Origin of the sequence: Streptomyces sp. NBC_00271 (assembly GCF_036178845.1) — a bacterium.
Lineage (GTDB): Bacteria > Actinomycetota > Actinomycetes > Streptomycetales > Streptomycetaceae > Streptomyces.
In genome coordinates this window covers 9,456,142-9,478,093 of record NZ_CP108070.1, presented here as the reverse complement: position 1 = coordinate 9,478,093, position 21,952 = coordinate 9,456,142, and the positions used below count along the sequence as shown (strand labels likewise).

The 21,952-nt window shown below is 69.8% G+C and carries 21 protein-coding genes and 1 pseudogene; 5 read left to right on the top strand and 17 right to left on the bottom strand.

Translation table 11 applies throughout. The features are described 5' to 3' along the window. Positions 1-303: 303 nt before the first annotated feature. The 6 genes and pseudogenes from OG798_RS43035 to OG798_RS43010 all read right to left on the bottom strand — a co-directional run bounded on the left by OG798_RS43035 (position 304) and on the right by OG798_RS43010 (position 6,620). The gene (locus OG798_RS43035) at positions 304-846 is read right to left on the bottom strand and encodes an FABP family protein (RefSeq protein ID WP_168497745.1); all 543 of its coding nucleotides are present in this window, start codon (positions 844-846) and stop codon (positions 304-306) included. Positions 847-1,498: 652 nt separating this feature from the next. Then, positions 1,499-1,726, bottom strand: a pseudogene (locus OG798_RS43030) (hypothetical protein); the annotation flags it as partial. A 1,988-nt stretch (positions 1,727-3,714) separates the two neighbouring features. Next, positions 3,715-4,290: a hypothetical protein gene (locus tag OG798_RS43025; protein WP_267063483.1), complete on the bottom strand. Its 576-nt coding sequence runs from the start codon at positions 4,288-4,290 to the stop codon at positions 3,715-3,717. 246 nt (positions 4,291-4,536) lie between these two features. Then, the gene (locus OG798_RS43020) at positions 4,537-4,806 is read right to left on the bottom strand and encodes a BlaI/MecI/CopY family transcriptional regulator (protein ID WP_267063481.1); all 270 of its coding nucleotides are present in this window, start codon (positions 4,804-4,806) and stop codon (positions 4,537-4,539) included. A 78-nt stretch (positions 4,807-4,884) separates the two neighbouring features. Beyond that, on the bottom strand, positions 4,885-5,619 hold the full coding sequence (locus tag OG798_RS43015) for a class I SAM-dependent methyltransferase (protein ID WP_328758790.1): 735 nt from the start codon (positions 5,617-5,619) through the stop codon (positions 4,885-4,887). A 149-nt stretch (positions 5,620-5,768) separates the two neighbouring features. After that, positions 5,769-6,620, bottom strand: a complete 852-nt coding sequence (locus tag OG798_RS43010; RefSeq protein ID WP_328758789.1) for a helix-turn-helix domain-containing protein — start codon at positions 6,618-6,620, stop codon at positions 5,769-5,771. A 99-nt stretch (positions 6,621-6,719) separates the two neighbouring features. On the opposite strand from OG798_RS43010, the gene OG798_RS43005 reads away from it, so the two are divergent. Beyond that, a complete protein-coding gene (locus OG798_RS43005; RefSeq protein WP_328758787.1) occupies positions 6,720-8,183 on the top strand; it encodes an amidase in 1,464 nt (487 codons plus the stop codon). A gap of 12 nt (positions 8,184-8,195) precedes the next feature. Here OG798_RS43005 and OG798_RS43000 read toward each other — a convergent pair whose 3' ends face one another. The 5 genes from OG798_RS43000 to OG798_RS42980 all read right to left on the bottom strand — a co-directional run bounded on the left by OG798_RS43000 (position 8,196) and on the right by OG798_RS42980 (position 13,752). After that, positions 8,196-9,209 (bottom strand): helix-turn-helix domain-containing protein, encoded by a 1,014-nt coding sequence (locus OG798_RS43000; RefSeq protein WP_328758786.1) that lies wholly within the window; start codon positions 9,207-9,209, stop codon positions 8,196-8,198. A 54-nt stretch (positions 9,210-9,263) separates the two neighbouring features. Further along, positions 9,264-9,908, bottom strand: coding sequence for a class I SAM-dependent methyltransferase (locus tag OG798_RS42995; protein ID WP_328758785.1), 645 nt, complete (start codon positions 9,906-9,908; stop codon positions 9,264-9,266). Between the two features lie 94 nt (positions 9,909-10,002). Further along, positions 10,003-11,265, bottom strand: a complete 1,263-nt coding sequence (locus tag OG798_RS42990) for an MFS transporter (protein ID WP_328758784.1) — start codon at positions 11,263-11,265, stop codon at positions 10,003-10,005. Positions 11,266-11,419: 154 nt separating this feature from the next. Next, a complete protein-coding gene (locus tag OG798_RS42985; protein WP_328758783.1) occupies positions 11,420-12,811 on the bottom strand; it encodes an amidohydrolase family protein in 1,392 nt (463 codons plus the stop codon). Between the two features lie 83 nt (positions 12,812-12,894). Continuing rightward, positions 12,895-13,752: an Atu4866 domain-containing protein gene (locus OG798_RS42980; RefSeq protein WP_328758782.1), complete on the bottom strand. Its 858-nt coding sequence runs from the start codon at positions 13,750-13,752 to the stop codon at positions 12,895-12,897. Positions 13,753-14,099: 347 nt separating this feature from the next. On the opposite strand from OG798_RS42980, the gene OG798_RS42975 reads away from it, so the two are divergent. After that, on the top strand, positions 14,100-14,366 hold the full coding sequence (locus OG798_RS42975) for an Atu4866 domain-containing protein (RefSeq protein WP_054230195.1): 267 nt from the start codon (positions 14,100-14,102) through the stop codon (positions 14,364-14,366). A gap of 25 nt (positions 14,367-14,391) precedes the next feature. Continuing rightward, a complete protein-coding gene (locus OG798_RS42970) occupies positions 14,392-14,643 on the top strand; it encodes a hypothetical protein (protein ID WP_267063473.1) in 252 nt (83 codons plus the stop codon). Position 14,644: 1 nt separating this feature from the next. Here OG798_RS42970 and OG798_RS42965 read toward each other — a convergent pair whose 3' ends face one another. The 6 genes from OG798_RS42965 to OG798_RS42940 form a co-directional block, all read right to left on the bottom strand. After that, positions 14,645-15,556 carry a helix-turn-helix transcriptional regulator gene (locus tag OG798_RS42965; protein ID WP_328758780.1) on the bottom strand — a complete coding sequence of 304 codons (912 nt, stop codon included), beginning with the start codon at positions 15,554-15,556 and terminating at the stop codon, positions 14,645-14,647. A 120-nt stretch (positions 15,557-15,676) separates the two neighbouring features. Then, positions 15,677-16,555: a helix-turn-helix transcriptional regulator gene (locus OG798_RS42960; RefSeq protein ID WP_328758779.1), complete on the bottom strand. Its 879-nt coding sequence runs from the start codon at positions 16,553-16,555 to the stop codon at positions 15,677-15,679. Between the two features lie 230 nt (positions 16,556-16,785). Next, positions 16,786-17,226, bottom strand: a complete 441-nt coding sequence (locus OG798_RS42955; RefSeq protein ID WP_328758777.1) for a DUF5994 family protein — start codon at positions 17,224-17,226, stop codon at positions 16,786-16,788. 33 nt (positions 17,227-17,259) lie between these two features. Beyond that, positions 17,260-18,261: an acyl-CoA desaturase gene (locus tag OG798_RS42950; protein WP_097224056.1), complete on the bottom strand. Its 1,002-nt coding sequence runs from the start codon at positions 18,259-18,261 to the stop codon at positions 17,260-17,262. Positions 18,262-18,479: 218 nt separating this feature from the next. Next, the gene (locus OG798_RS42945; RefSeq protein WP_267063470.1) at positions 18,480-19,106 is read right to left on the bottom strand and encodes a hypothetical protein; all 627 of its coding nucleotides are present in this window, start codon (positions 19,104-19,106) and stop codon (positions 18,480-18,482) included. 353 nt (positions 19,107-19,459) lie between these two features. Further along, the gene (locus OG798_RS42940) at positions 19,460-19,687 is read right to left on the bottom strand and encodes a hypothetical protein (protein ID WP_267063469.1); all 228 of its coding nucleotides are present in this window, start codon (positions 19,685-19,687) and stop codon (positions 19,460-19,462) included. Between the two features lie 533 nt (positions 19,688-20,220). On the opposite strand from OG798_RS42940, the gene OG798_RS42935 reads away from it, so the two are divergent. Both OG798_RS42935 and OG798_RS42930 read left to right on the top strand, forming a co-directional pair. After that, entirely contained in the window at positions 20,221-20,619 is a 399-nt protein-coding gene (locus OG798_RS42935; RefSeq protein ID WP_328758776.1) for an ANTAR domain-containing protein, read from the top strand. A gap of 435 nt (positions 20,620-21,054) precedes the next feature. After that, positions 21,055-21,873: a SigB/SigF/SigG family RNA polymerase sigma factor gene (locus OG798_RS42930; protein ID WP_267063467.1), complete on the top strand. Its 819-nt coding sequence runs from the start codon at positions 21,055-21,057 to the stop codon at positions 21,871-21,873. The last annotated feature ends 79 nt before the right edge of the window (positions 21,874-21,952 follow it).

The window sequence follows — 21,952 nt, the reverse complement described above, 5'->3', positions numbered from 1 at the left end:
AGAGCGGGGACCAGTGAGACTGGGTCCCGCTCTCTTCTGTCGGCATCCACCCTGGTCAGGGTGTCATTCCTGCCGATCCTCGGCGAGTGCCTCCGGCAGGATTCGAACCTGCGCACACGGCTCCCGCAGACGCGTGTCCCGATGGAACAGCGGGAGGACGCGTCGGCGTACTGGCCGCAGGCCGACGCACGTCCACCGCATACGTGCGGGGGCCGACGAAGAACGATTCGGATCAGCCGACAAGTCCGTGCCCGCTGCTTCCTGACCAGACACTCCCCCATACACGTGACGGCGGTTGCGGGTCTACCCCCTGCGCCGCAGCGTCGCCGAGAGGTGGTGCTGCAACGGCTGCCCCACCGCCGCGAGCTCGTGGACGAACGTGAGCGTGTCGTCGTCGATCAGGGCGTAGGTCCGGCGGGTTGCGTTGACCTCCTTGGCCGTGGGCGTGAGGGCCACCTCGTGGGTGGAGAGGTCGACCGTGTTGTCGGCCGCTCGGCCGACGGCGATCTCGGCGATGCCGGTGGGCTGGGTGATCAGGGCCTCCACCCGGCCGTCGGGCTGGAGCCGCCACCAGCCGCTCTCCCGAGCCGACGGGCGCAGCGGTGTGCCGTCGGCGTCCAGCAGCCAGGCCCGGGCCTCGTAGCGGAGGAAGGGGCGGCCGTCGTGGCTGAAGGTGACCTCCTGCGCGTACGCGAACTCCCCGGCGAGCGTGGGATACCCGCCGTGACCGCGCCCGTGCCAGGTACCCAGGAGTCCGATCACCGGCGCGAGAAGCGCGTGCGGGGTGGGCGCTTCATCCGATCGGTGGACGTCGGGGTACGGATACTCCGGTGCGGGGTCGAACACGGTGTGCGCTCCTGGGATCGGGTCCGGTACTGGGCCGAAGCCTAGGCTGTCGATGTCGTTCCCCGCGGCGACGGCGCGGAGGAGTGTCCGCCAGCTCGTCACAACTGGAAGCCAGGGGCACGCGATCTCGTCTGCGGACGCCCTGGACAGCGCGGTCTCCGTGAGCACGGACGACGCCCAACCAGCCTTCGCTACACGCACATTCAGGGCGGGACTCAGCTCCAGGCGGCGCGGCGCGCGGCGGACCATATACGCCACGACATCTCGACCTCCGCCGTTCCGATCGCGCCTGCACTCGCCTTCCGGCAGGATGTCGAACCGCGCCTTCCCTGCGGCAGGGCGGTCCGGGCCGAGCTCCCCCTTCGCGCCCCGAAGCAGCGCGAACCCACCGATCGAAGCCGCCTCGAGCTGGTCATCCCCCAACTACCTTGTACATAAGACTGAGTTCACACTGCGCACCTTCCCTGAGGGTACGAGAGCGGAGTTCGCGAGCCGGTTCGTCGGTTGTGGATGACACGGACGGCTGAACCACCAAGTGGAGCTCACCTTGCGTGAGGGCGGATGCCCGGAAGGGCGACCCCGCCATTCCGAAATCCACCACCGAGGAGTGGCCCTCTTGACTTCTCCCCCTCCTGAAAGAGAGGGATTCATACGGCTCGCGCCGTTGAGGGTTTCTGCTCCGTTGCCGACTGCCCGTCCGGGAGTACTTCGTTGAGGTCTTACACCGGCTCCACAGACTGTCACCTCCAGCCCGGCGGCCAGAAGGTTGTGCGCCGCGTTCACGTCGCGGTCGTGGGTCGTGGGTCGTGGGTCGTGGGTCGTGGGTCGTGCCACAGTCGCCCGTCCAGGTGCGGACGTTCAGCGGCATCCTGTCCTGCAGGGCTGCGTGAACTACCCCGGACGCAGATCATCGAGCGGACCCGTCACTGGCACGCGGACATCCAACAGCTCGTAGTCCTGCTGGCCGGCCGTACCAGAAGGGGCGCCTTTCAAACACCCGCGCAGCTGTCTGCCGGCACGCGCATCGCGTCCACTCTCCAGCACCTCGCCGCTCACCCTTCTCACGCCGCGTCAGCGGCCGGCGCGGAGGCCTGCCGACGCGCAACCATGCTGAGCCGGCCCCGATCCCCGAGGCCGTCGCGTCGCCCCAGCCCGCCCACCACCCTTCTTTCTTCTCCACCGGGCATGGGAGCAGCGGCAGCAGAGGGGATGTCAGGCCCCCGACCACGCGGAAATTAGGGTCTGACCTGGGCCTACGCACAGGCGCTGACAGGAGGTAGGGAACCCTTGATGCAACAGTCAGGTGCAACAGTTGCCGCAGTAGATGGTTCCAACAGTTGGTGTCTCAACACCTTCCGCTCACAAAAGATGACCAACTCGTCGCCGTGTCCCAGCCCGCCCCCGGTCGGCGGGACACGAAGGAGCGTTGACCGTGCTTCGTGGCAACGAACCCGAGCGGATCGGGCGCACCAGCGAAAACTGCTTCAGCCGTCGCCGACAGCTCCCGACAGCAGGCCGCCATGGTGGCGTTGAACACATCCGCGAGACCAAACCAGGATCGCAGAGCGACACACCCGCAGGATGGCCGCGGCACTGCGAAAAAGATCCCCACGAGTCCCGGAAGAGGCGTTGGCGATCTACGTAAAATGATCAACGGCATCGTTCCACCCGGTAACACTCGGAGCGCGCGCACCGACGAGTCGGCCGGCAGAGGCGAGTGTTGAGCCCGGCGCAGGGCTCATCGAGGCTACTCGCGCACTGACATGGCCCGGGCGGGTGCGGCCGAGAGCTCGACGACCGATCAAGATCCCAGTACCTGGACCGCAGGCTGCCGTGGTCGGCCCTGTGGTCGGGGCCGACCAGACGGCCCCGTCACCACCTGGTGGTCCCACACGGCGGTAGCAAGCCACGCAGGTGCACATCCCGCGCGCTCTTCCCTCGCTCCTTGCGGCCCCTGGCACAGTCAAACCAATGAGCCCCACAGCATCAACTGGTTGGGGCACGCCGTGCTGCGCACCAGCAGACGAACGCTGCGCACTCGATTGCAGAAGGGCCTGCGCACTGGACGTCAGAGACGACTGCGCAGTTGCGCAGCGCACGGTTCGTTCGCCAGGCAGCGTCCGCAACATCCTCCTTGGGCGGCACTGCGCATCCCGCCATGACTATCGATGGCCTCGTAGTAGTGCGCGCAACTGAGCTCGCCGCCGTTCTGCGCACGGGGTGTCCGCGAGACGCACGGCACTACGAGTCACCCGGTGCCTCGCACTTGGTCGGGCCCGTGGTCGGGTGACCACGGGCCCGACCAGGACTTTTGTGTCTGCTTCGTCATCATGGTCGGGGTCCTGTGGTCGGTGGTTTGGTCGGGGCCGGCTGGTAGTAGCGCTCGCAGCGGCCACCCTGGCAAGTCCGAACAGGAGGCAGGGCGGCCTCGCCGAAGGCAGCGGACCTCTGCGCACGGCCAGGGCGGCCGCCGTATCGGGCTATGCGCAGGTTCCGTCTCGGCGTGGTTGCGCACCACCACAGACGGACGTCGTCAAGTGCGCAAGCACGCGGTGCGCAAGCACGCGGTGCGCAAGCACGCGGTGGGGCCCTCCACCTTGATCGTGGACACCTCGACACTGGATCTTGAGTCACGGACGTCCACGGCCACTACCGGCTGTGGATGAACACGGACTTCGGCCCGGCGACGGACGCGAACGGCTACTGGGCGGTCCCGCACGGTAAGGCTGCACAGCGGCAGCCGCACCGAGACCGGCTTCGCGCTCACCGGGAACTGACCGCCGTCCCCGTCGCCTCCCTCGGGTTCCCGGATGCGGGAGAGGCGACGGGCGCGGGCGCGACGGCAGCCCCACGGCCGTGCGCATGGGCTCAGCCCGTCACGGAGGACTTCGTGCCGGACGGGGTGACGGCGTACCACGTCTTGTTCTTGGCCTGGCCGTTCGTCTGTCCGGCCTGTGTGTCGCCCACGTATCGGTACAACGGCCAGCCGCCGAGGGTGAGCTGTTTCATGCCGTTCCGGTGGACCGTGCCGAGCAGGCTCTTCTCGACTCCCATGGTCTGTACGGAGTCCTGCACAATGACGGGGATCCACGTCTTCGTACACTCGCCGGCGCACGTCCACTTGGACGGATTCGCCTCGTCCTTGTCGTAGCGGTAGAGGGTCATCCCCTTGTCGTCGGTCGCCACGTTGCCGATGCCGTTGACCGTCTTGGCCATCACCATGGTGGTGGTGGCCGGGTCGCCGGCGGCAACCGGTGCGGAGGGCGTGGATTCCGAGGCGGTCGGAGCTGAGGTCGCGGACTCCGAGGCGGCCGTGGCGACCGGAACGGCGTTGCCAGGGCTCGTACCCGTGGAGGCCTTGTCCATCGAGCTGCCGCACGCCGCCAGCAGGAACGCCGAGGTGAGCCCTGCGGCCGAGAGGAGGACGATGCGTCGCTGGATCACGGAGTTTCCCTTCGGCGGTCGTTCTGCTTACTCCCTTCGTACGTTGGGTGACTCCCGCCCGCTCAGCCACCGGTGACACATGGCGAAGGCTTGACCGACTGCGACGGAGAACTCAGGAAGCTCGGTTGGCGGTCGGCAGGGCGGCGGCGGGCTGGTCGGCAGTGACGGGGTCGCCGACGTCCGTGCCGCAGGAGTGGAGCGGGGCCGCCCACGGCCGTCGTGTAGCCGACCAGGACGGGGCGGCGTTCACGGCTTCGTCTGTCGGCCCATGTTGCGCAGAGCTCTGCGTAGAGCGGCCACTTCTTCCTGCGACATGTTCTCCACGAAGTGGAGCAGTGCGGCCGAGCGGTTCTTGCTCTCCCCCAGGCCGTCCTCGATGAGTGCGGCGGTAGGCCTCACGGCTGCGACGGGGCGGGTCTTGTTGATGTCGTCGACGACCTCGCGCACGGTCGCCGGACGGTCCCACGTCCAGAGGCGGTCCATGATCTCCGCCTCGAGATCCCCCAGCCGCCGCATGGCCCGGCTCCCTCACGCCACCGAATACGTATGGCCACAGTAGACGGCTGACCTGTCGCATTTCCGTGGGCAACCTGCTCAGCGGCCCTTGACGGCATGCAGCAGTGTGACGCCGAGCCAGGGGCCGCCGTACCAGTACCCGGGGCCGAGTCCGCGCAGCGTGCCCTGGCCGATGTGCGCCGCGTACTTCCTGGCCATGGGCCAGAAGTCGGCGACGATCAACTGCCCGCCCGGGCGCAGCACCCGCATGGCCTCGTCCACCGCGCGGTATCGCGCCTCGGGCGACGGGATGTTGTGGATCGCCAGCGCGCTCGTCACGACGTCGAAGGAGCCGTCCGCGAAGGGCAACGCGGTCATGTCTGCCGTCTGTACTTCCACCCGGTCGGCGACCCCTGCCGCGGCGGCGTTGGCGAGCGTGACTTCGGGTCGGTTGCCGCTCTGGTCCTTCCCTGACCACAGGTCCACGCCCACGGCGTGTCCCGTCGGCAGCCGCCTGGCCGCCTCGATCAGCACCGCGCCGCGACCGCACCCCAGGTCCAGCAGCCGCTCGTCACCCTTCAGGCCGGCCTGGTCCAGCTCCCGCCTCCAGATGCGCAGCTTGCCGTGCAGTGTGGTGTGCAGGTAGATGCCGGTGCTGGCCAGCAGTACCGTCCCCGTGGTCACCATCGCGCTGCGTGCCGGCCGCCACCGGCCGGCGGCCAGGCAGCAGGCCGTGCCGACGGCGGCGAGTGTCGCAGGGAACGCTGGAGCGTCTACGCCGTACCGCGGCTGTTGGAAGCGCGGCTGTGGGGAGTCATCCCGGTTCTTGGACATAGACGCAGTGTCACAAGCTCAACTGCCGGGCGGCTTGTAGAAATGTTCCCCCGTGGCCGGCCCGCCACCGGCCTCGCGCCTGCCGGGTACAGACCGTCGGTATCGCCTGCAGACCATCGGGGGCAGGCCGTCGGGGGCAGACCGTCGGGTCAGGGCTTGGACAGGTATGCGGGGGCGGCCCACGCCACGTCGTCGACCGCAAGCCACGGCGCGACCGCGACGGCCGTGGGTGTCACACCGGCGAAGGTCATGACATCTCGATGGAGGTGGGACTGGTCGGCGTAGCCGATCTCCGCCGCCACCCGTGCGGCGCTGTGACCCGCGGCGAGTCGGTGGGCCGCGTGGTCGAAACGGACAAGCTGAGCGGCTCGTTTGGGGTTGAGACCGATCTGGGCTCGGAACCGGGACCAGAGTCGCTTACGGCTCCAGCCGACCTCGCCCGCCAGCCGCTCGACTCGAATCCCTCCCAGGTGCGTCACCATCTGCCGCCATACGAAGGCGACTTCAGGATCGATCGCTCGGCCTGCTTCGTGTCGTCGAGCGAACGCCGCCTCCGCGATCGCGAACCGGTCGTCCCATGACCTGGCAGCGCGCAGTTGCTCTTGGGTGCGGGCGGCATCGCGGCCCCAGAGGTCGTCGAGGGAGACCATCATCCCGCTCAACTCCGAAGAGACGCCCAGCACGGCGTGCGCGATCACCGGCGACAGACGCACCTGCAGGCTTTCGATGTCACGGCCGCGTCCCCGAAGGCCGCTGGGCAAGAGTCCGACGACGACACTGCCGTTCTGCTGCCGGCCGTTGATGTCGTCGACGGTGAGCGGCTCGTCGCCGAGGCTGACGAGCACCGTGACCGCCGGGAACGGGATCACGCTCAGGTCGACGAACTCCGTGGTGCGAGCGCGGAATCCGGCCATGCTGACCCCTGGCAGCAGGCCGGGCCGGGACGGGGTGGCGATGTCCCAGATCGCCGCGGCGTCATGAGCCGAGTCGGCGGATCGCATGTCGCCAAGCTACGCGACATTCGTCCAAGACGGCATGTCGCAGACGCGACGACACTGACGGCTTCCGCAAGCACCGCGGACCAGAAGGGACCCCTCGTGATGCGCTCACCGATTGACCCGCTCGACCCGTACGACGTGTTCGACCCGTTCACGTCGGCCGTCGAACTCGCCGCAGCCGTACGCCGAAAGGAGGTGAGTCCGGTCGAGGTGACCGATTGCTATCTCGAGCGGATGGACCAACTCGACCCCCGGCTGAACGCCTTCTGCCACCGGGCCGACGACGACGTCCGCAAAGCCGCGTCTGCCGCGGCTGATGCGGTGGTGCGGGCCCCGTCGACCGAAGACCTCCCGCCGTTCCACGGCGTCCCGCTGCCGATCAAGGACCTGCTCGACGTGGCCGGATGGCCCACCACCCATGGATCCGCCGCCGCCAGGCAGGCGCCGGCCGCGGCATCGGACCCGGTCGTGCGACGGTTCGTGGACGCGGGGTTCATCCTGCTCGGCAAGACCACCACCTCCGAGTTCGGTGCCCTGCCCTTCACCGAGAACGAAGCCCTGGGCATCTCGCGCAACCCGTGGGACCCGGATCGCACGCCGGGCGGATCGTCGAGCGGAGCGGGCGCTGCCGTCGCCTCCGGGATGGCGCCCATCGCCCACGCCGAAGACGGCGGCGGATCGATCCGCATCCCCGCGTCGTGCAACGGTCTCGTCGGCCTCAAACCCACCCGCGGCCTGGTCACCAACGCGACCGTCAGCGTGGAAGGTCTCGGCACGAGCGGCGTGCTCACCCGCACGGTGACCGACACCGCGGCCGCCCTCGATGTGCTGGCGCGCCATGATCCGGCCGCGTGGTGGTCACCCCCCACCCCGCACAGGTCCTTCGCCACCGCGATGCAGACGGACATGCCGACCGGGCTGCGGATCGGTGTGCTCACGGACTCCCCGATCGACGGGATACGCGTGCACCCGGCGTGTACCGAAGCCGTCACCGTCACTCTTCGGACGCTCGAATCGGCCGGTCACGACATCGTCGACACTCGCCTACCGCTCCCCGCGACCGACGAGTTGGTGGCGGCGTTCACGACCATCTGGAACGTCGGCGGCAGCGGAATCGTGCTCGCCGACCCGGACCGTGTCGAGCCCCACAATCGTGCCCTGCGTGACGCGGCACGATCGATCGACTCGTGGTCCTACGCGGAAGGGGTGAGGAAGACCCAACAGTTGTCGCGGCGCATCGTCGAGGGCTTCCTCGCCGGCTTCGATCTCCTGGTCACGCCCACGATGGCGTGCCTCCCGCCGCTCGTCGGTGCCTGGCGGGCAGGCGCCGACGGCAACCCCCTGATGCCCCTGCTGAACAGCTACCCGATGGGGGTGTTCACGTCGGTGTTCAACGTGACAGGCCAACCGGCGATCTCCCTCCCCATCCACCACGACGACGCCACCGGCTTGCCCGTCGGCATCCAGATCGTCGCCGCACCGTGGCGCGAAGACCTCCTCCTCCAGGTGTCTCGCACCCTCGAGCTCGCACACCCCTGGGCCGATCGCCGCCCGCCCGTCGGTTGAGCAGGGAGGCGATCAGTCCATCGGGGACCGGCTGAGCGTCTGCTCCCGCTCGGACAGTGCCTGGAGCCGGTACTCCTTCGGGGAGAGCCCGTACGCGGTGCGAAAGGCGCGGGTGAATTCGGAGGCGCGGGGGAAGCCCCAGCGGGCGGCGACGGCGTGGACCGGCGTGGTGCGCAGCGAGGAGTCGGCCAGGTCTCGGTGGGCGTTCTCCAGCCGTCGACCGCGGATCCAGGCCGCGACCGTTTCGCCCTGCGACTGCTGCTGAAAGATCCGGTACAGGTAGCTGCGGGAGATGTGGTGCGCGGCGGCGATCGAGGACGGCGTCAGCTCCGGGTCGTGGAGATTCTGCCGGATGAACGCCTGGATGCGTTGTGCTGTGACCCGCCGGCGGGTCTCCTGCGGAAGCGCGGCCTCTGCGTCCAGTACCTGGGCGAACCAGGCCGACAGCAGGTCGAGTACGACCGTACCCAGGCGTGGAGCGTCGGACGGCTGAAGGGTTTCGGCCTGCCGGTCCAGACCGACGACGAATTCGGTCAGCAGAGCGCCGGTACCCTCCCGCCCCGACAGCCCCCGGCCCAGCAACTCCCGTACGAGGTGCGGCGGCAGGGGCAGCAACGCCTTGGGGAAGTCCACGCCGACCCCCTTGACGGCACGGCGATCCCGGTCGTCGAGCGGTCGGAGGTCGTACGGCCGCGAGCCGTCGACCAGGTGCAGGTCACGTGGGCCGAACGTGTCGGTCCGTCCGGCGTGCTCGAGAGCCAGGTCTCCTTCGAGCAGCAGCGTCAGGTGGTACGACTCGGGGTCGGACCGACGCACCATTTTTCCGCTCCGCCGGTAGCGGGTCGGCAGGAACGACGACGGCCATACGGTCACCGGCCCCAGCTCCATCAGCCGGTACTCCGCCCAGTAGTCGGCGGTGTGGGCACTGATCAGGTCGCTCGAGCGCGTCCGGCCGACCAGTTCCCGCCAGTACTCGAATCTGTCCTCCGCAGGCACGTCCTCGCTGCGGAACACGGTCCCGATCATTCCGTCCCATCTCCCCCGGCCCCGGAGCCGTGGCCACCCGTGTCGACACCTGAGTCACTTGGCTGCGCGCATCAGCAGATGGCCATGGCGGAACTGGCGTTCCTCCTCGCGCGGCGCACGCAGCATCCGGCCGACCTCGACGAACCCGGCTTCACCGGCCAGCCCCGCGAGGTCGTCGATCGGCCATCGGTACGCCGTCACCACTTTGTGGTCGAACGCGGCGACCGGCTCACCCTCCGACTCGAAGAACGCGAGCGAGAGGTGGCCGTCAGGCGCGAGTATCCGCCGGAACTCGGCGAGGTACGAGGGCACCTCCTGCGGTGGGGTGTGGATGACCGAGTAGTAGGACACGATGCCGTTCAGCTTGCCGTCGGCCAGGTCCAGGGCGTCCATGGAGCCGACCTCGAACCGCAGGTCCGGGTGTGCCTCGCGGGCGAGATCGATCATCACCGGCGACAGGTCGACGCCGAAGACGTCCAGCCCCAGGTCCCGCAGGTGCGCGGTGATGCGTCCCGGGCCGCATCCCAGCTCCGCGACGGGCCCGGCGCCGGTGGTCCGTACGAGGTCGGCGAACGCGGCGAGCATCGCGCGATCCAGCGGAAGAGCGTCGAGATCATTACGGAAGCGTTCGGCGTAATGGCGTGCGACGGCGTCGTAGGCATCCGCTGTCGCACCGAGATGCGAGGAGGGTTCGGTCACAGAGGAGGGTTCGGTCACAAGCGAGGACACTAGCTCGTCGCGCGGGGCCATTTCCGCGAGGGCAGACAGGAGTTGGTAGAAGCCCTGTTCCATGTCATTGGGTGCGGTGGTGTCGGAGGGCCGGCAGAGCCAGGAGGATGCCCAGGACGAGTGCGGCGGCGACGAAGCGCAGGATGCCGCCGAAGCCGAGGCCGGTCAGAGCTCCGGTGAGCTGCGGGCCCAGGCTGGCGCCGATGAACATGCTGCATCCGTAGAGGGCGACGGCCGCGCCGCGGGCGTGCGGGGCGGTGGCGTTGATCGTCTCGACGACGGCGGGTGCCGCTGCCGCGACGGCTGCCACGAACAGGAGCAGCGCGAGGGCGAGCGGCACGGCGTGACCGCCGAGGAAGGAACCGGCCGCGACGGTGAGGGCGGCCAGCGCGAACGCGAGGACCGCGCGCAGGGGTGCGGCCAGGCGCTGGAGCGGGCGGGCGAGCACGGGGACGGCGACGAGGGCGGGCAGCGCGCTGGCCCGCAGGGCGAGGATCGCGGAGGAGTTCCCGGCGATGCCGGCCGGCCCGGCGATGGCCACCGCCGTGTAGATGGCGACGAAGGAGGACATCAGGGCCACGGTCGACAGGTAGAGGGCGACCATGCGCGGTCGGCCCAGTAGTCGCGGCATCGCCGCGAACGCCTGACTCAGCCCGCCGCCGGTGTCGTGGCGGAGCGTGGGCCGCAGGACGCGGCGCACCGGGATCAGGCTCAGGGCCATGAGGGTGGCGCTGAGCCAGAAGACCGCGCGCCAGCCGAGCCCGGCCGCGACGGCCTGGGCGCCGATCTGCAGGAGCACGGCGGCGGCGAACATGCCGCTGGTGATGCAAGTCAGGGCGGTGCCGCGGCGTTGTGGCGCTATGTGGTGGACGACGTAGGAGAGCGCGGAGGGCGCGAAGGTCGCGGCGGTGAGTCCCTGCAGGCTGCGCAGGGCGATGGCCGTGGGGAGGTCGGGGGCGGCGCTGACCGCCAGGGTGGCTGCCGTGGCGGCTACTAGCCCGGTCGTGATCACGGCGCGCGAGCCGTAGCGGTCGGACAGCGGACCGGCGAGCAGGAATCCGGCGGCGTAGGCGAAGCCGAACGCCGTCGCGGTCCAGGTGACCTGCTCCGGTGCGGTGCCGAGCGCGGTGGCCATGGGGTGCAGCAGGGCCAGGACGGTGTACATCTGGCCGACCATCAGGACGCCGAGTGCGGTCAGCAGGGCGATGGTCGGGGCGGCGGGCGCCCAGGAGGGCGGCTGGTCCGGGGTGTTGGGCGCGGTTGCCGCGGGCTCGGGGGACGTGGTGGGGGTGGGACGGGGGGACGTGGAGGGAGTGGGGTGGGACATGGGAACTCCAGAAGGGGGCGTCTGGTCGCCGCCCCGCGGGTTTGTGCGCGGCACGATCGGCCGATGGCACCACCGGGATCGGGTGAGTGCCCCCGGCCGTGGGAGGAACGGCCGGGGGACGATGGAGGGGAAGGGGCGGGTGGCGGGGAGATGCTCAGACGGCCGGGGTGTTCAGCACGTACTCGCGCGAGGCGTGCACCTCGCTGCGCAGAGCGGCCAGGTTGACGTCGAGGACCTGTCCGTCCCACTTGCGGGGCTCGCCGTTGATGAGGACGGCGGTGATGTTGCGGGCGTCGGAGCCCAGCACGAGGGTGCCGATGGGGTCGTTGAGGGGCATGTTGTTGAGGTCCTCGGCCTGGAGGACCAGCAGGTCGGCCTTCTTGCCTGGGGTGAGTGAACCGGTGACGCCTGCCAGGCCGTTGGTACGGGCGCCCTGGAGGGTGGCGAAGTCGAGGACGTCGTGGGTGGTGATGCGGGAGGGCTGCTGGTCGGTGCCGTAGACGGCGTTGACCGCGCGCATCCGCTGGATGGCGTGCAGGGCCCGCATCTGCGTGAACATGTCGCTGGCGAGGGCGACTTCGACGTCGATGCTCAGGCCAGGGCGGATGCCGACGGACAGGGCCTCGCCGATGGCGGGGATCGCCGTCTCGAGGCCGATCTGCGCGTCGGACGTGGGGGCGAGGGCGACGGTGGTGCCGGTCTCCCCCATCATCTCCCATGCCTCGGAGGTCAGTCCGGTGGAGTGGATGAGGGTGACGTCGGGGCCGAGAACGCCGTCCTTGGCCCAGCGCAGGACCGCTTCGGAGGAGGACGTGCCGAAGACGGCGTCCACGCTCACTCCGATGCCCAAGTCCCTTGCCACACACGCGAGTTCAGGACCGTAGGCGAGCGCAGGACCGGCGATCTCGTCGGTGGCCAGGGTCGCCAGGCGCAGCGTGAGCAACTGGTCGTCGCTGCTGAAGTACTGGTCCTTGATACGGGCCAGGTCGCCGGGCCACTGCCGGTCCCACTCGCCGAAGTGCGGGCCCATGGAGGCGTGCACGCCTCGGATGCCGGTGTCGCGGAGCGCCCCGATCGCGGCGTCGGAGTGCTCGCGGGTACGGGAGTTGTGGGAGAAGTCGAGCATGGTCGTGATGCCGCTGTCGATCGCGGTCAGGGCGGCCAGCCGAGTGCCGATGTACATGTCCTCGGGCCGGTAGACCGTGGCGTAGCCGGCCAGGGTGGCCATGACGTAGCCGCCGAGGTCGTCGACGTCCGGCATGATCCGGCGCAGCTGGGCCTCCCAGGCGTGCCGGTGGGTGTCGACGAAGCCGGGGGTGAGGATCGTGCCGGTGGCGTCGACGACCACCGCACCGTCAGCGGTCAGGTTCGCCCCGATCGCGGCGATGGTGTCACCCTCGACGAGGAGGTCGCCGCGGTCGATGACGCCGAGGTCGGGGTCCATGGTGACGATGGTGGCGCCGGTGAACAGGATGCGCCGCCGGTCGGCGGGCCGACGCCGGAGCTCTTCGAGCACGGCGGCGCTGGTGGTGTCGTTGACGTTCATGCGGGGCCTTCTTTCGGTACGGCGGAGGGGGCAGCGGAGACGGAGAGGGCAGGGGATGAGGGTGGGGGCGGGGGCGGGGAAGGTCAGCCGAGCTTCATGACGTAGCCCGCGTGGTGGAGTTCGTCGCCCTGGAACTCTCCGTAGGCCCAGAAGCCGAGGTCGTCCAGGTAGTCGATGCGGTCGCCGTCGATCCAGTACCGGCCCTGGTAGGCGTGCGGGCGGCCGCCCCGGGTCTCGTCGTAGCGGCCGTCGGCGGTGAGCTCCTGGTGCAGGAAGTCGTGTCTGTCGATCCAGACGCCGACGCGCGGGCTGCCGGTCAGGTCATCGGAGGCCGGGATGCCCGCCTCGGGGGCGGTGGCCCGGCCGGGGGCGTCGGTTCCGTCCCACAGGACGGGCCGACCGGCCGCGACGAGTGCGCGGACCTGTTCCGGCCGGGTCATGAGTGTGGCCACCGCGCTCGGCACGTCGGCGGCGAGCTCGTCGGGCACCACCAGGAAGTCGGGGGTGTTGCCCGGGGTCAGCGTCGCGACGTACTCCGAGCGGTGGCCGCGGCCGCCGGCCAGCGCGACGGTGTCCACGACCGCGGGGGCGATGGTCATGCCGGTGCAGTCGACGACGATGGCGTTGTCGTCCTGTGCCGCGGTGACGATGGCGGGGCCGACCCCCACGACCAGGGAGCCGACGAACAGCAGGTCGGCGCCGGTCATGGTCCCGATCAGCGGGTCCATCGTCAGGATGCGGGCGTTGGTGAACAGGACGGGACGCCCCTCGTCGTTCGAGAGGATCACGCCGAGCGCCTTGCGGTTCCAGCTCACCGTGTCGTTGTCGGTGTCGGGGTCAGTGCCTGTGCCGGTCGCGATCTCGGTCTCAGTGCCGGTGTCGGTGCCGGTGTCGATCTCGGTCTCAGTGCCGGTGTCGGTGTCGGTGTCGGTGATGCTCATTGCGTGCTCCTCGGTGGAGTCGGCTCATCGGTCCGCCCGATGCGCGAAGCGAGCGCCGGTGCAGGTCCGAGGTGGATGTCCGGCAGCTACCGCGGCTGCCTGACCACCAGGTTCGTCGCGCGGCGGAGTCGGAACCAGGCCGCCGTGTCCCCAGGTGTCGGGCACCCACCCTCCGTCCCGCCGCGTGCGACGGAGGGGGCATGCGGCGGTCTCGGACGGCCTGCGCCGCAGCCGCCCCGCACCAAGGACTCAGCCGCTCGCGATACCGGGTGCGCGGCACCCAGGAAGCCCTCACCTGGGGAGACGGCGGCCTGGTTGTCACCGGCCGCCGGGCGGACCGTAGAGCCATGACCAGCAACGACACGCCTCGCGACCCCCACCCGTACGTCGGGATGTGGGTGACCGCGGACGGCTTCATCCGCCAGGAACTGCTGCCGAACGGCCGCTACGACGAGGCCCGCGGCAACCGCCGGAGCGCCTACACCGGCAGCTACACCGTCACCGGCAACCACCTCGACTACGTCGACGACACCGGCTTCACCGCGACCGGCGACGTCCGCGACGGCGTTCTGTTCCACGAGCACCTGGTGCTCTACCGCGAGTCTCGGCCATGACCATGTCCGCCAGCCGGAGCCGGTCATGCGGACCCAGCACCACGGGCACTTCATCAACGTCGCCTTGATCGGCGCCCACCAGTTCTCCCCGGGCGTGATCGAGTCCGACCTCGCCGAGTCCGTCTCCGACCCGGAGGGCCGCGAGAGGATGCGTACCTACCGCAGTGTCGCCATCCCGGCCTCGTCCGTCGCGGCGGCGATCGCGTTCGCCATGGGCCAGCACTGCTGGTGTCGACGTCGGCGAGATCATCGTCCGTCCCACGGCCGCCGGACCTGAGTCATTCGGTTGTCCCGTCCCCTCCGAGCGATGGGGACGGGACGGTGTCATCGGCTCGCGCGGGCATCGGGGCCTCGTTGTGCCCGGGCGCCGGACGGGCGGCCCGGGAACGGAGGTCCGCGAAGGCAGCCGCGGTGGAAGAGGCGGGCTCGGCCTGGTAGACGACCAGTTGCTGATGCGGAGCACCGTTGACCGTGAATGCCGAGAACTGGATCTCCAGAGCGCCGACCTCGGGATGTGCGAGGTTCTTGGCCTGCTGGGTCTTGCCCTTCACCTCGTGCCGTGCCCACAGCTCGGCGAATTCCGGGCTCTTCGAGCAGAGCGTGTCGACGACCTCGGTGATCCGTGGGGAATCGGGGTCGTATCCGTAGGCCGCGCGGATTTCTGCGACGCAGGAGTGCGCGGCCCTCTCCCAGTCCCGGTAGAAGCCGCGCCCGGCCGGGTCGAGGAAGACCATGCGGGCCAGGTTGTCGAACCGCTGGAATCCGCTGTGCAGGGCCGCGGCGAGCGCGTTGTGCGCCAGGACGTCCAGGGCAGGTCCCAGAACGAAGGCGGGGGTGTCGGGCCAGTTGTCGAGCAGTTGGAGGAGCTGCGGGCTGATCCTGTCGTGACCGACGGAAGTGCTACGGCGCTCCTGAGGTGCCCTGGCGAGTCTGCGCAGGTGGTCGAGTGCCTCGTCGTCGAGGTGGAGGGCGGCGGCGACCGCGTCGACCACCTGCGGCGACGGGCTGATCTCGCGGCCCTGTTCCAGGCGCATGTAGTAGTCGGAGCTCACACCCGCGAGCATGGCGACCTCCTCGCGGCGCAGCCCCGGTACCCGCCTGCGGCCGTGCTCCGGCAGCCCCACGTCCTGCGGCTTGAGCGCTTCACGCCGTGCCCTGAGGAACTCTCCCAAAGGAGTGCCGTCGCTCATGAACCCCACCTCGTCATGATCCGGGTCATGGCCTCATTCTCCTTCGCGTCCGCCCGGGTGGGGAGTCGTGATCCTGGCCCTGGCACACCCAGGACACACCGGGCCGGCTCGTACGCGGTCTCAGTCGGTGCCCATCGTGGTGTCCTGCGCGGGCACGGGGCCGGCGCTGAGCGAGCCGAGCAGGGCGAGGGCGTCGGCGGACGTGCTGCCCGGTTCGGCCTGGTAGACGATGAGCTGCTGGGTAGGGGCGCTGTTGACGGTGAACGCCTCGTAGTGCAGTTCCAGGTCGCCGACCTGGGCGTGGTGGAAGAGCTTGGCCTCGCGGGTCTTGCCGCGTACGTCGTGGCGGGCCCACAGGACGCGGAAGTCGACGCTCTTCACGGACAGTTCACCGACGAGCTCCCGCAACCGCGGGTCCTCGGGATCGATGCCGGCCGCCCGGCGCAGGGTGGCCACACTCGATTCGGCGGCCCGGTCCCAGTCACGGTAGAAGTGGTGCGCGGCCGGGTCCAGGAACGTCATGCGCAGCAGGTTGTCGGAGTGGGTGAAGCCGGCGTACAGGGCGCCTGCGAGCCGGTTGCGGGCCAGGACGTCCAGGGCGTGGCCCAGGACGAAGGCGGGCGTGTCGCTCCAGGTGTCGAGGAGTCGCCGCAGGTGCGGGGCGACGCGTTCGACGCGGGGCGCACGGCGCGTACGGCGGGCGGTCGGGGTGGCCACGCGGTACAGGTGGGCCACCGCTTCGTCGTCCAGTCGCAGGGCTCGCGCGACGGCTTCGAGTACCTGCTGGGACGGGTGCCGTTCGCGGCCCTGTTCCAGGCGCATGTAGTAGTCGGTGCTCACACCCGCGAGGGTGGCGACCTCTTCGCGGCGCAGACCGGGCACCCTGCGGCGGCCGGTGGTGGGAAGTCCCGTGACTTCGGGGCGCAGTTGGGCACGCCGTGCGCGGAGGAAACCTCCCAGCGCGTTCTCGGCGGCAGGGTCCTCCTTGTCTGTGCCCATATGTCGAGGGTCCATGTGTCGCGGGTCCATATGTCGAGGCTAGGGCTCCGCGGCGCCTTGTCGCGGGGGTGAAGGGGGGCGCGCTTCACCTGGGAGTCGCGCACCCTGGACAACCGCGACCTGGTTGTTTCACCGGCGCCTCACCACGGTGGACACATGTTCCGCATGGCCACCCTCGCGCCGACCGGCGGGCTGGTCATCGCCGCCCGGGGCTGGTCCGGCAGACGCCGTCAACGGACAGCGGTTCCCAACCCCACGCCGTCCTTCACGACGGTGTCCACACTGTCCATGAGCCGCATGGCCTCCGCCTCCGTGGCCGTGGGCGGGACCACCAGCAGGTCCCACCGGCCGCGGCCGGGCGCCAGCAGGCAGACGGTGGACGGGGTGCGCTGCTGGGTGTGCGTCCGGCTCAGGCGTACCACCTGGTCCGCGACGAGCTGCCGCGCCGGGAACGGGGACCACACGGCCCCGTCCACCAGAACGCTGCTGACCTGCCCCCAGGACTGCGGCAGTCCAGCCAGCAGCCAGGGGAGTTCGGACGTCAGGTCGGGCGAACGGGGCCACCAGGCGCCGTCGATGCGCCGGGGCATGTGGCCCTGTGCCGGCTGGGCCACCAGACGCAGGCGCGCGGCGGACGATGAGGAGAGCCTGGGCGGCGGCGCGAGTGTCATGAGAACTCCTGAAGGGGACGCGGTCGATCGGGTTCACGCGCGGCGGGCAGCGATACGGTCCGGGGTGGGCCAGCGCACGTCCCTGACCCAGCCGAGGCGTTCGAAGAGGCGGATGACGGCGGCGGACGGGTCGAGCTGGCCGCGGTCGACGCCGTGCCGGGCGCTGGTGGGGTCGGCGTGGTGGAGGTTGTGCCAGCTCTCGCCGAAGGAGAGCAGAGCCAGGGGCCACAGGTTGGTGGCGCGGTCGTGGCGACGGGTGCGGAACGGACGCTCGCCGATCACATGGCAGAGGGAGTTCACGCTCCAGGTGACATGGTGGAGCAGGGCGATGCGGACAAGTCCCGCCCACAGCAGGGCGGTCAGGGCGGACGTCCAGGTGCCGCCGATCAGCCGGCCCGCGACGAAGGGCAGGGCGACCGTGAGCACACACAGGGCCGGGAAGGCCCGGGACACGGCCCGGATGTCGCGGTCGGCGACGAGATCGGGGGCGTAACGCGCCGTGGACGTGGGGGCGTTGCGGAACAGCCAGCCGACATGGGCGTCCACCAGACCCCGCAACTGGCCGCGCACAGACGTGCCGTAGCGGTACGGAGAGTGCGGATCGCCCGGCCGGTCGGTGAAGGCGTGGTGGCGACGGTGGATGGCGACCCAGCCGATGACGTCGCCCTGGAAGCTCATCGACCCGGCCACCGCGAGCGCGATGCGCAGCGGCCGTACGGCTCGGTAGCTGTTGTGGGTCAGGCCCCGGTGGAAGCCGACCGTGACGCCGAGGCCCGTGACCGTGTAGAGCACCACGGCGAGCAGGACATCGACGGGTTGGATCAGGCGCCCCCACAGCAACCAGCCGGCCAGGCCGAGAGCCAGGAACGGCAGGAAGACGATCAATGCCGTGATCGCCAGGGACAGCCGCTCGCTGCCGGTGCGCTCAGGCGCCGTTCCGTCTCGCGGGAAGGGTGCCGTCCCGTCGTACTCCGGGGGCGGCAGGGTGCTTTCCGGCGCGGCGGCGGACGGGGAACGGAGGGACTGGAAAGACATGGGCGGTCCTTGACCTCGGTGACGACAGTGCGGCCGGGGTCTGGGGCTGCGCCTCTTCGACGGTGGATGCGAACGGCATCGCTGAGAGCGGATGCGTGTCGCACGGGCAGTGGATACATGGGGCGTACGGGGGGGGCTTACGTGGGGCTACGACTGGCTTCGACGTGTCCACTGGTCGAGCTGCTGAGCACGCGGTGCGTGTTCGGTGTTGTGCGACATCAGGTGCTGCTTCCCTTCGCATGACGGCGGGTCGTCAGTGGCCACGGCGCGTGGCCCTGGCCGTCGGGGGACGGCGGGCGGCGCCGGTCCGGGTCGACCTGTCGTTCGGCGACAAGTGCCTCGAAGAGGCCTCGGGCTTCGACCATGGCCTCCCGCATTTCCTCGGTGCCGCTCCGGTCGCGGGCTGCCGCGTGCATGCTGCGGTAGCCCTGAACGAAGTAGGCGTGGTGGACGGAGAGGGCAGCCAGCTGCTCCTCGAACTGCTCGCCGTCCGGGAAACCACGATCCCTCGCCAGGCGCGCCAACAGCGCATCCGCCTCGGTGACGGCCTTCTGCGGTGAACCGACGAACCGCTCCTGGACTGCGTCCCACTGAGCCACGTACTGCTCGCGGACCTCGGGCGACAGGGGCTGTTCCTGGAGGGAGCCGTGGCGTCGCACGCGCTCGCCGAGTTCCCGCTCCGCTGCCCGGGCATCACCGTTTTGACGGGCGACGGCAGACTCGTACTCGGGCCCGAACCGCCGCTTCAGCCCGCGTCGGCCGCTGCCCCGGGCTCGCCCACGCCCGGTGTAGCGGAGAGTGACCAGGACAATGACGAGCACAGCGACGACTACGACGGTGATCATGACTGTCTTCCTTGGCTTTCGGTTCGCAGGAAGGTGTGCTTCATTGCCGTCAATTCCCGTCGGTTCATCGAGCGTCGATGCCTGCCCGGTGGCACCCACGCGACCCGCGGGGTGGGATCGGGCCCGGAACATGGATTACGTGCGGTGGTGCCGGTGACCGCCACGGCTGCGCCCACGCCGACGAAGCCGACGATCCCGAAGACCGGCGGAAGAAGAGAGATCCAGAGCGGCATGGCCGGGCCTCCACACGGTCACAGGGACAGATCCTGCGTTCCGCGGGGGCCGGGCGAAGCGGAAGGTGAAGGCCTTGCCCGGAGATATCCGGAGCGACGCAGCCCCACACCTGCTGTCAGTCAACGCCTGGCACCTTCCTTTGTCAACGTCATGTCGACTCGGGTGAGTTCTGGGTGCTGGGCAGTGGCCGTTGGGGTGGACAGAGCCTCGGCAGGGGCTTCGACCGGTTCGGCGGGGACGTCGACCGGCTCGGCCGACGGCAGGACATGGTCCTCCCACCAGGACAGGCCCATGACGGTGGCGAGCAGGACGAAGGGGGTCGAAGCCGGAACGATCAGCGCGTACATGCGTACCGCCTGCGGTGAAATGCGTGCGACGCGGCGGGCAGTGGGGCGTTGCCCGCATGGGGCGCATCGAGGCTGCGCCGGGATCGCGTAGCGACGGCGAGTAGCGGGAGCGTCCCGTTAGTGGCGGGGCAGGTTCCGGCACTGATGCGCGAGGTGCGCCCTCGAAGGGGCGCGAGAGGTGATCGACGCTGCCGGGGTCATGGGCCGCACCAGGCACGCTAGCCCTCGCCGCACTCCCTGAACAGACGTCAAGTGGCCATCCTGTTCCGGTGGAAGGCGCTGGCGTGGGGTGCTGTCCGCAACCTCTGGGCAGGGATAGGCTGTTCGAACAGGTCCCGGCCCCCGGCAGTGATGCGTTGTTCCGCCCCGGGAAGGCCCGCCGTGTTCGTCTCGCTTCTCATTCTCCTCATGGCCCTGTTCGACTTCGGCCTCCTCCGCCCCATCTCCCGACATCCAGGGGCTCCGGGACAGGTTCAGCCCAGCCGGTGGCGCGACTCACCACCAGCAGACGAGCCGTCGAGAAGGAGAAGGCCATGATTCACGCAGTCGATGGTGTCGATGTCCGCGAGTGGCGCAACCTCGACGACGTGCTGCCCGAAGATCAGTTGTTGTTGACGGCCGTGGCCTCGGCGCGGGATACGGATTTGGCAGCCGAAGTCCTTGAACTGCGGGCCATAAATGAACAGTTAAAGCGGGCGCTGGGGAGCCGTGCGGTGATCGACCAGGCGCGCGGCATGGTGATGGCCCTGACACCATGCTCCAGCGCGAGGGCCTGGGATCTGCTGGTGGACGTGTCGCAGCACTGCAACGTCAAACTGAGGGACGTGGCCGCGGCCCTGGTCGCCACGGCGAAGGGCGAGGCGCTCCCGGAACAGCTGCAGCGGGAGCTGCGGCGAGCGCTGCGGCGTTCTCATGCCGCAGACCGGCGGTGACACCGGGCACGCCCAGTGGACGGCACCGGGAGCTGCGGGCTCAACCCTCCGGTGCCTTCGTCCAGGCCGGCCGTCGGACGCACCTCCTGTGTAGCCCGTCTCGTGGCTCTCAAACACCGGCCTGTCTCTCCCGTGCTCCCGCAGCTGTCGACGGCCAGGTTCCGCAGTGGACCGGGACCTGGATGAGGTACGGGCCCTCCGTCGGGTTCTCTCGTACGGCCGAGTCCATGCCGCGCCCTGCATGTTCTCTGCCCGCGCCCCGTAGGGAGCCCTGCGTAACGGAAACCCTGTTTGAAAGTGGGCTGTCCGGGGAGCCGTCCGGTGTGCTTCAGACCGGAGGCACGCCCGTGGGAGCAGCTTTGGCTGCTCCCCAGTGCGCTGCGGTCGACCGGCTCCCACGGTGAGTGATGCCACTGATCAGGGAGGCCCGTACCCATGACGTACCAACGCACGCGGAGCCCAGGAAGCACGCGTCCCTACGACGACGCACCGGACACCGACGCCGCGTTCCGCCGTATCGCCGCCCTGCCGGACGGCCCGGAGAGGTCCGCGCTGCGACAGGAGGTGGTGTGCGCCTGGATGCCGATGGCCGTACGGCTGGCCCGGCGCTTCCGCCATCACGGTGAGACCTTCGAAGACCTCAAACAGGTCGCGCAACTGGGCCTGGTCAAGGCGGTGTCCCGCTTCGACCCGAGTCTCGGCACCGCCTTCCAGGGCTTTGCCATACCGACGATCCTCGGCGAGGTGAAGCGGCACTTCCGTGACGAACTCTGGGTCGTGCATGTGCCGCGGCGCGTACAGGAGCTGCGCAGCCAGGTCCGCTCCGCCGACCATGAGCTGTGCTCTTCGCTGGGCGGAGGTACACCCGCAGTCCACGAGATCGCCGCACACACCGGGCTGACCGAGGCAGAGGTACGGCTGGGCCAAGAGGTGCCGGAGCCCTTCACCGCCCGGTCCTTGGACGCCGTGCCCGGCCGCTCCGAGGGCCACCCTCTGGCCGACACCCTGGGTGGCATGGAGCCCGGCTTCGACCGGGTCGTGGACCGTGAGGCGCTCCGACCCCTGCTGCGGGCGCTGCCCGAACGCGAGCGGCAGATCCTGTACATGAGGTTCTTCTGCGAGATGACACAGGCCCGCATCGGCCTTCAGCTCGGTGTCTCTCAGATGCACGTCTCTCGTCTGATCACCCGCACCTGTGCACGTCTGCGCGACCAGGTGACGGCCGACGTCCACGATCCCAGGAGGGCATCGTGACGACGTCCCGGCTGCCCGGGCGACAATCGGGCTGACGGGGCCCTACGAGGCCACTGTTGCCGTCGGTTGACTCCGAGGG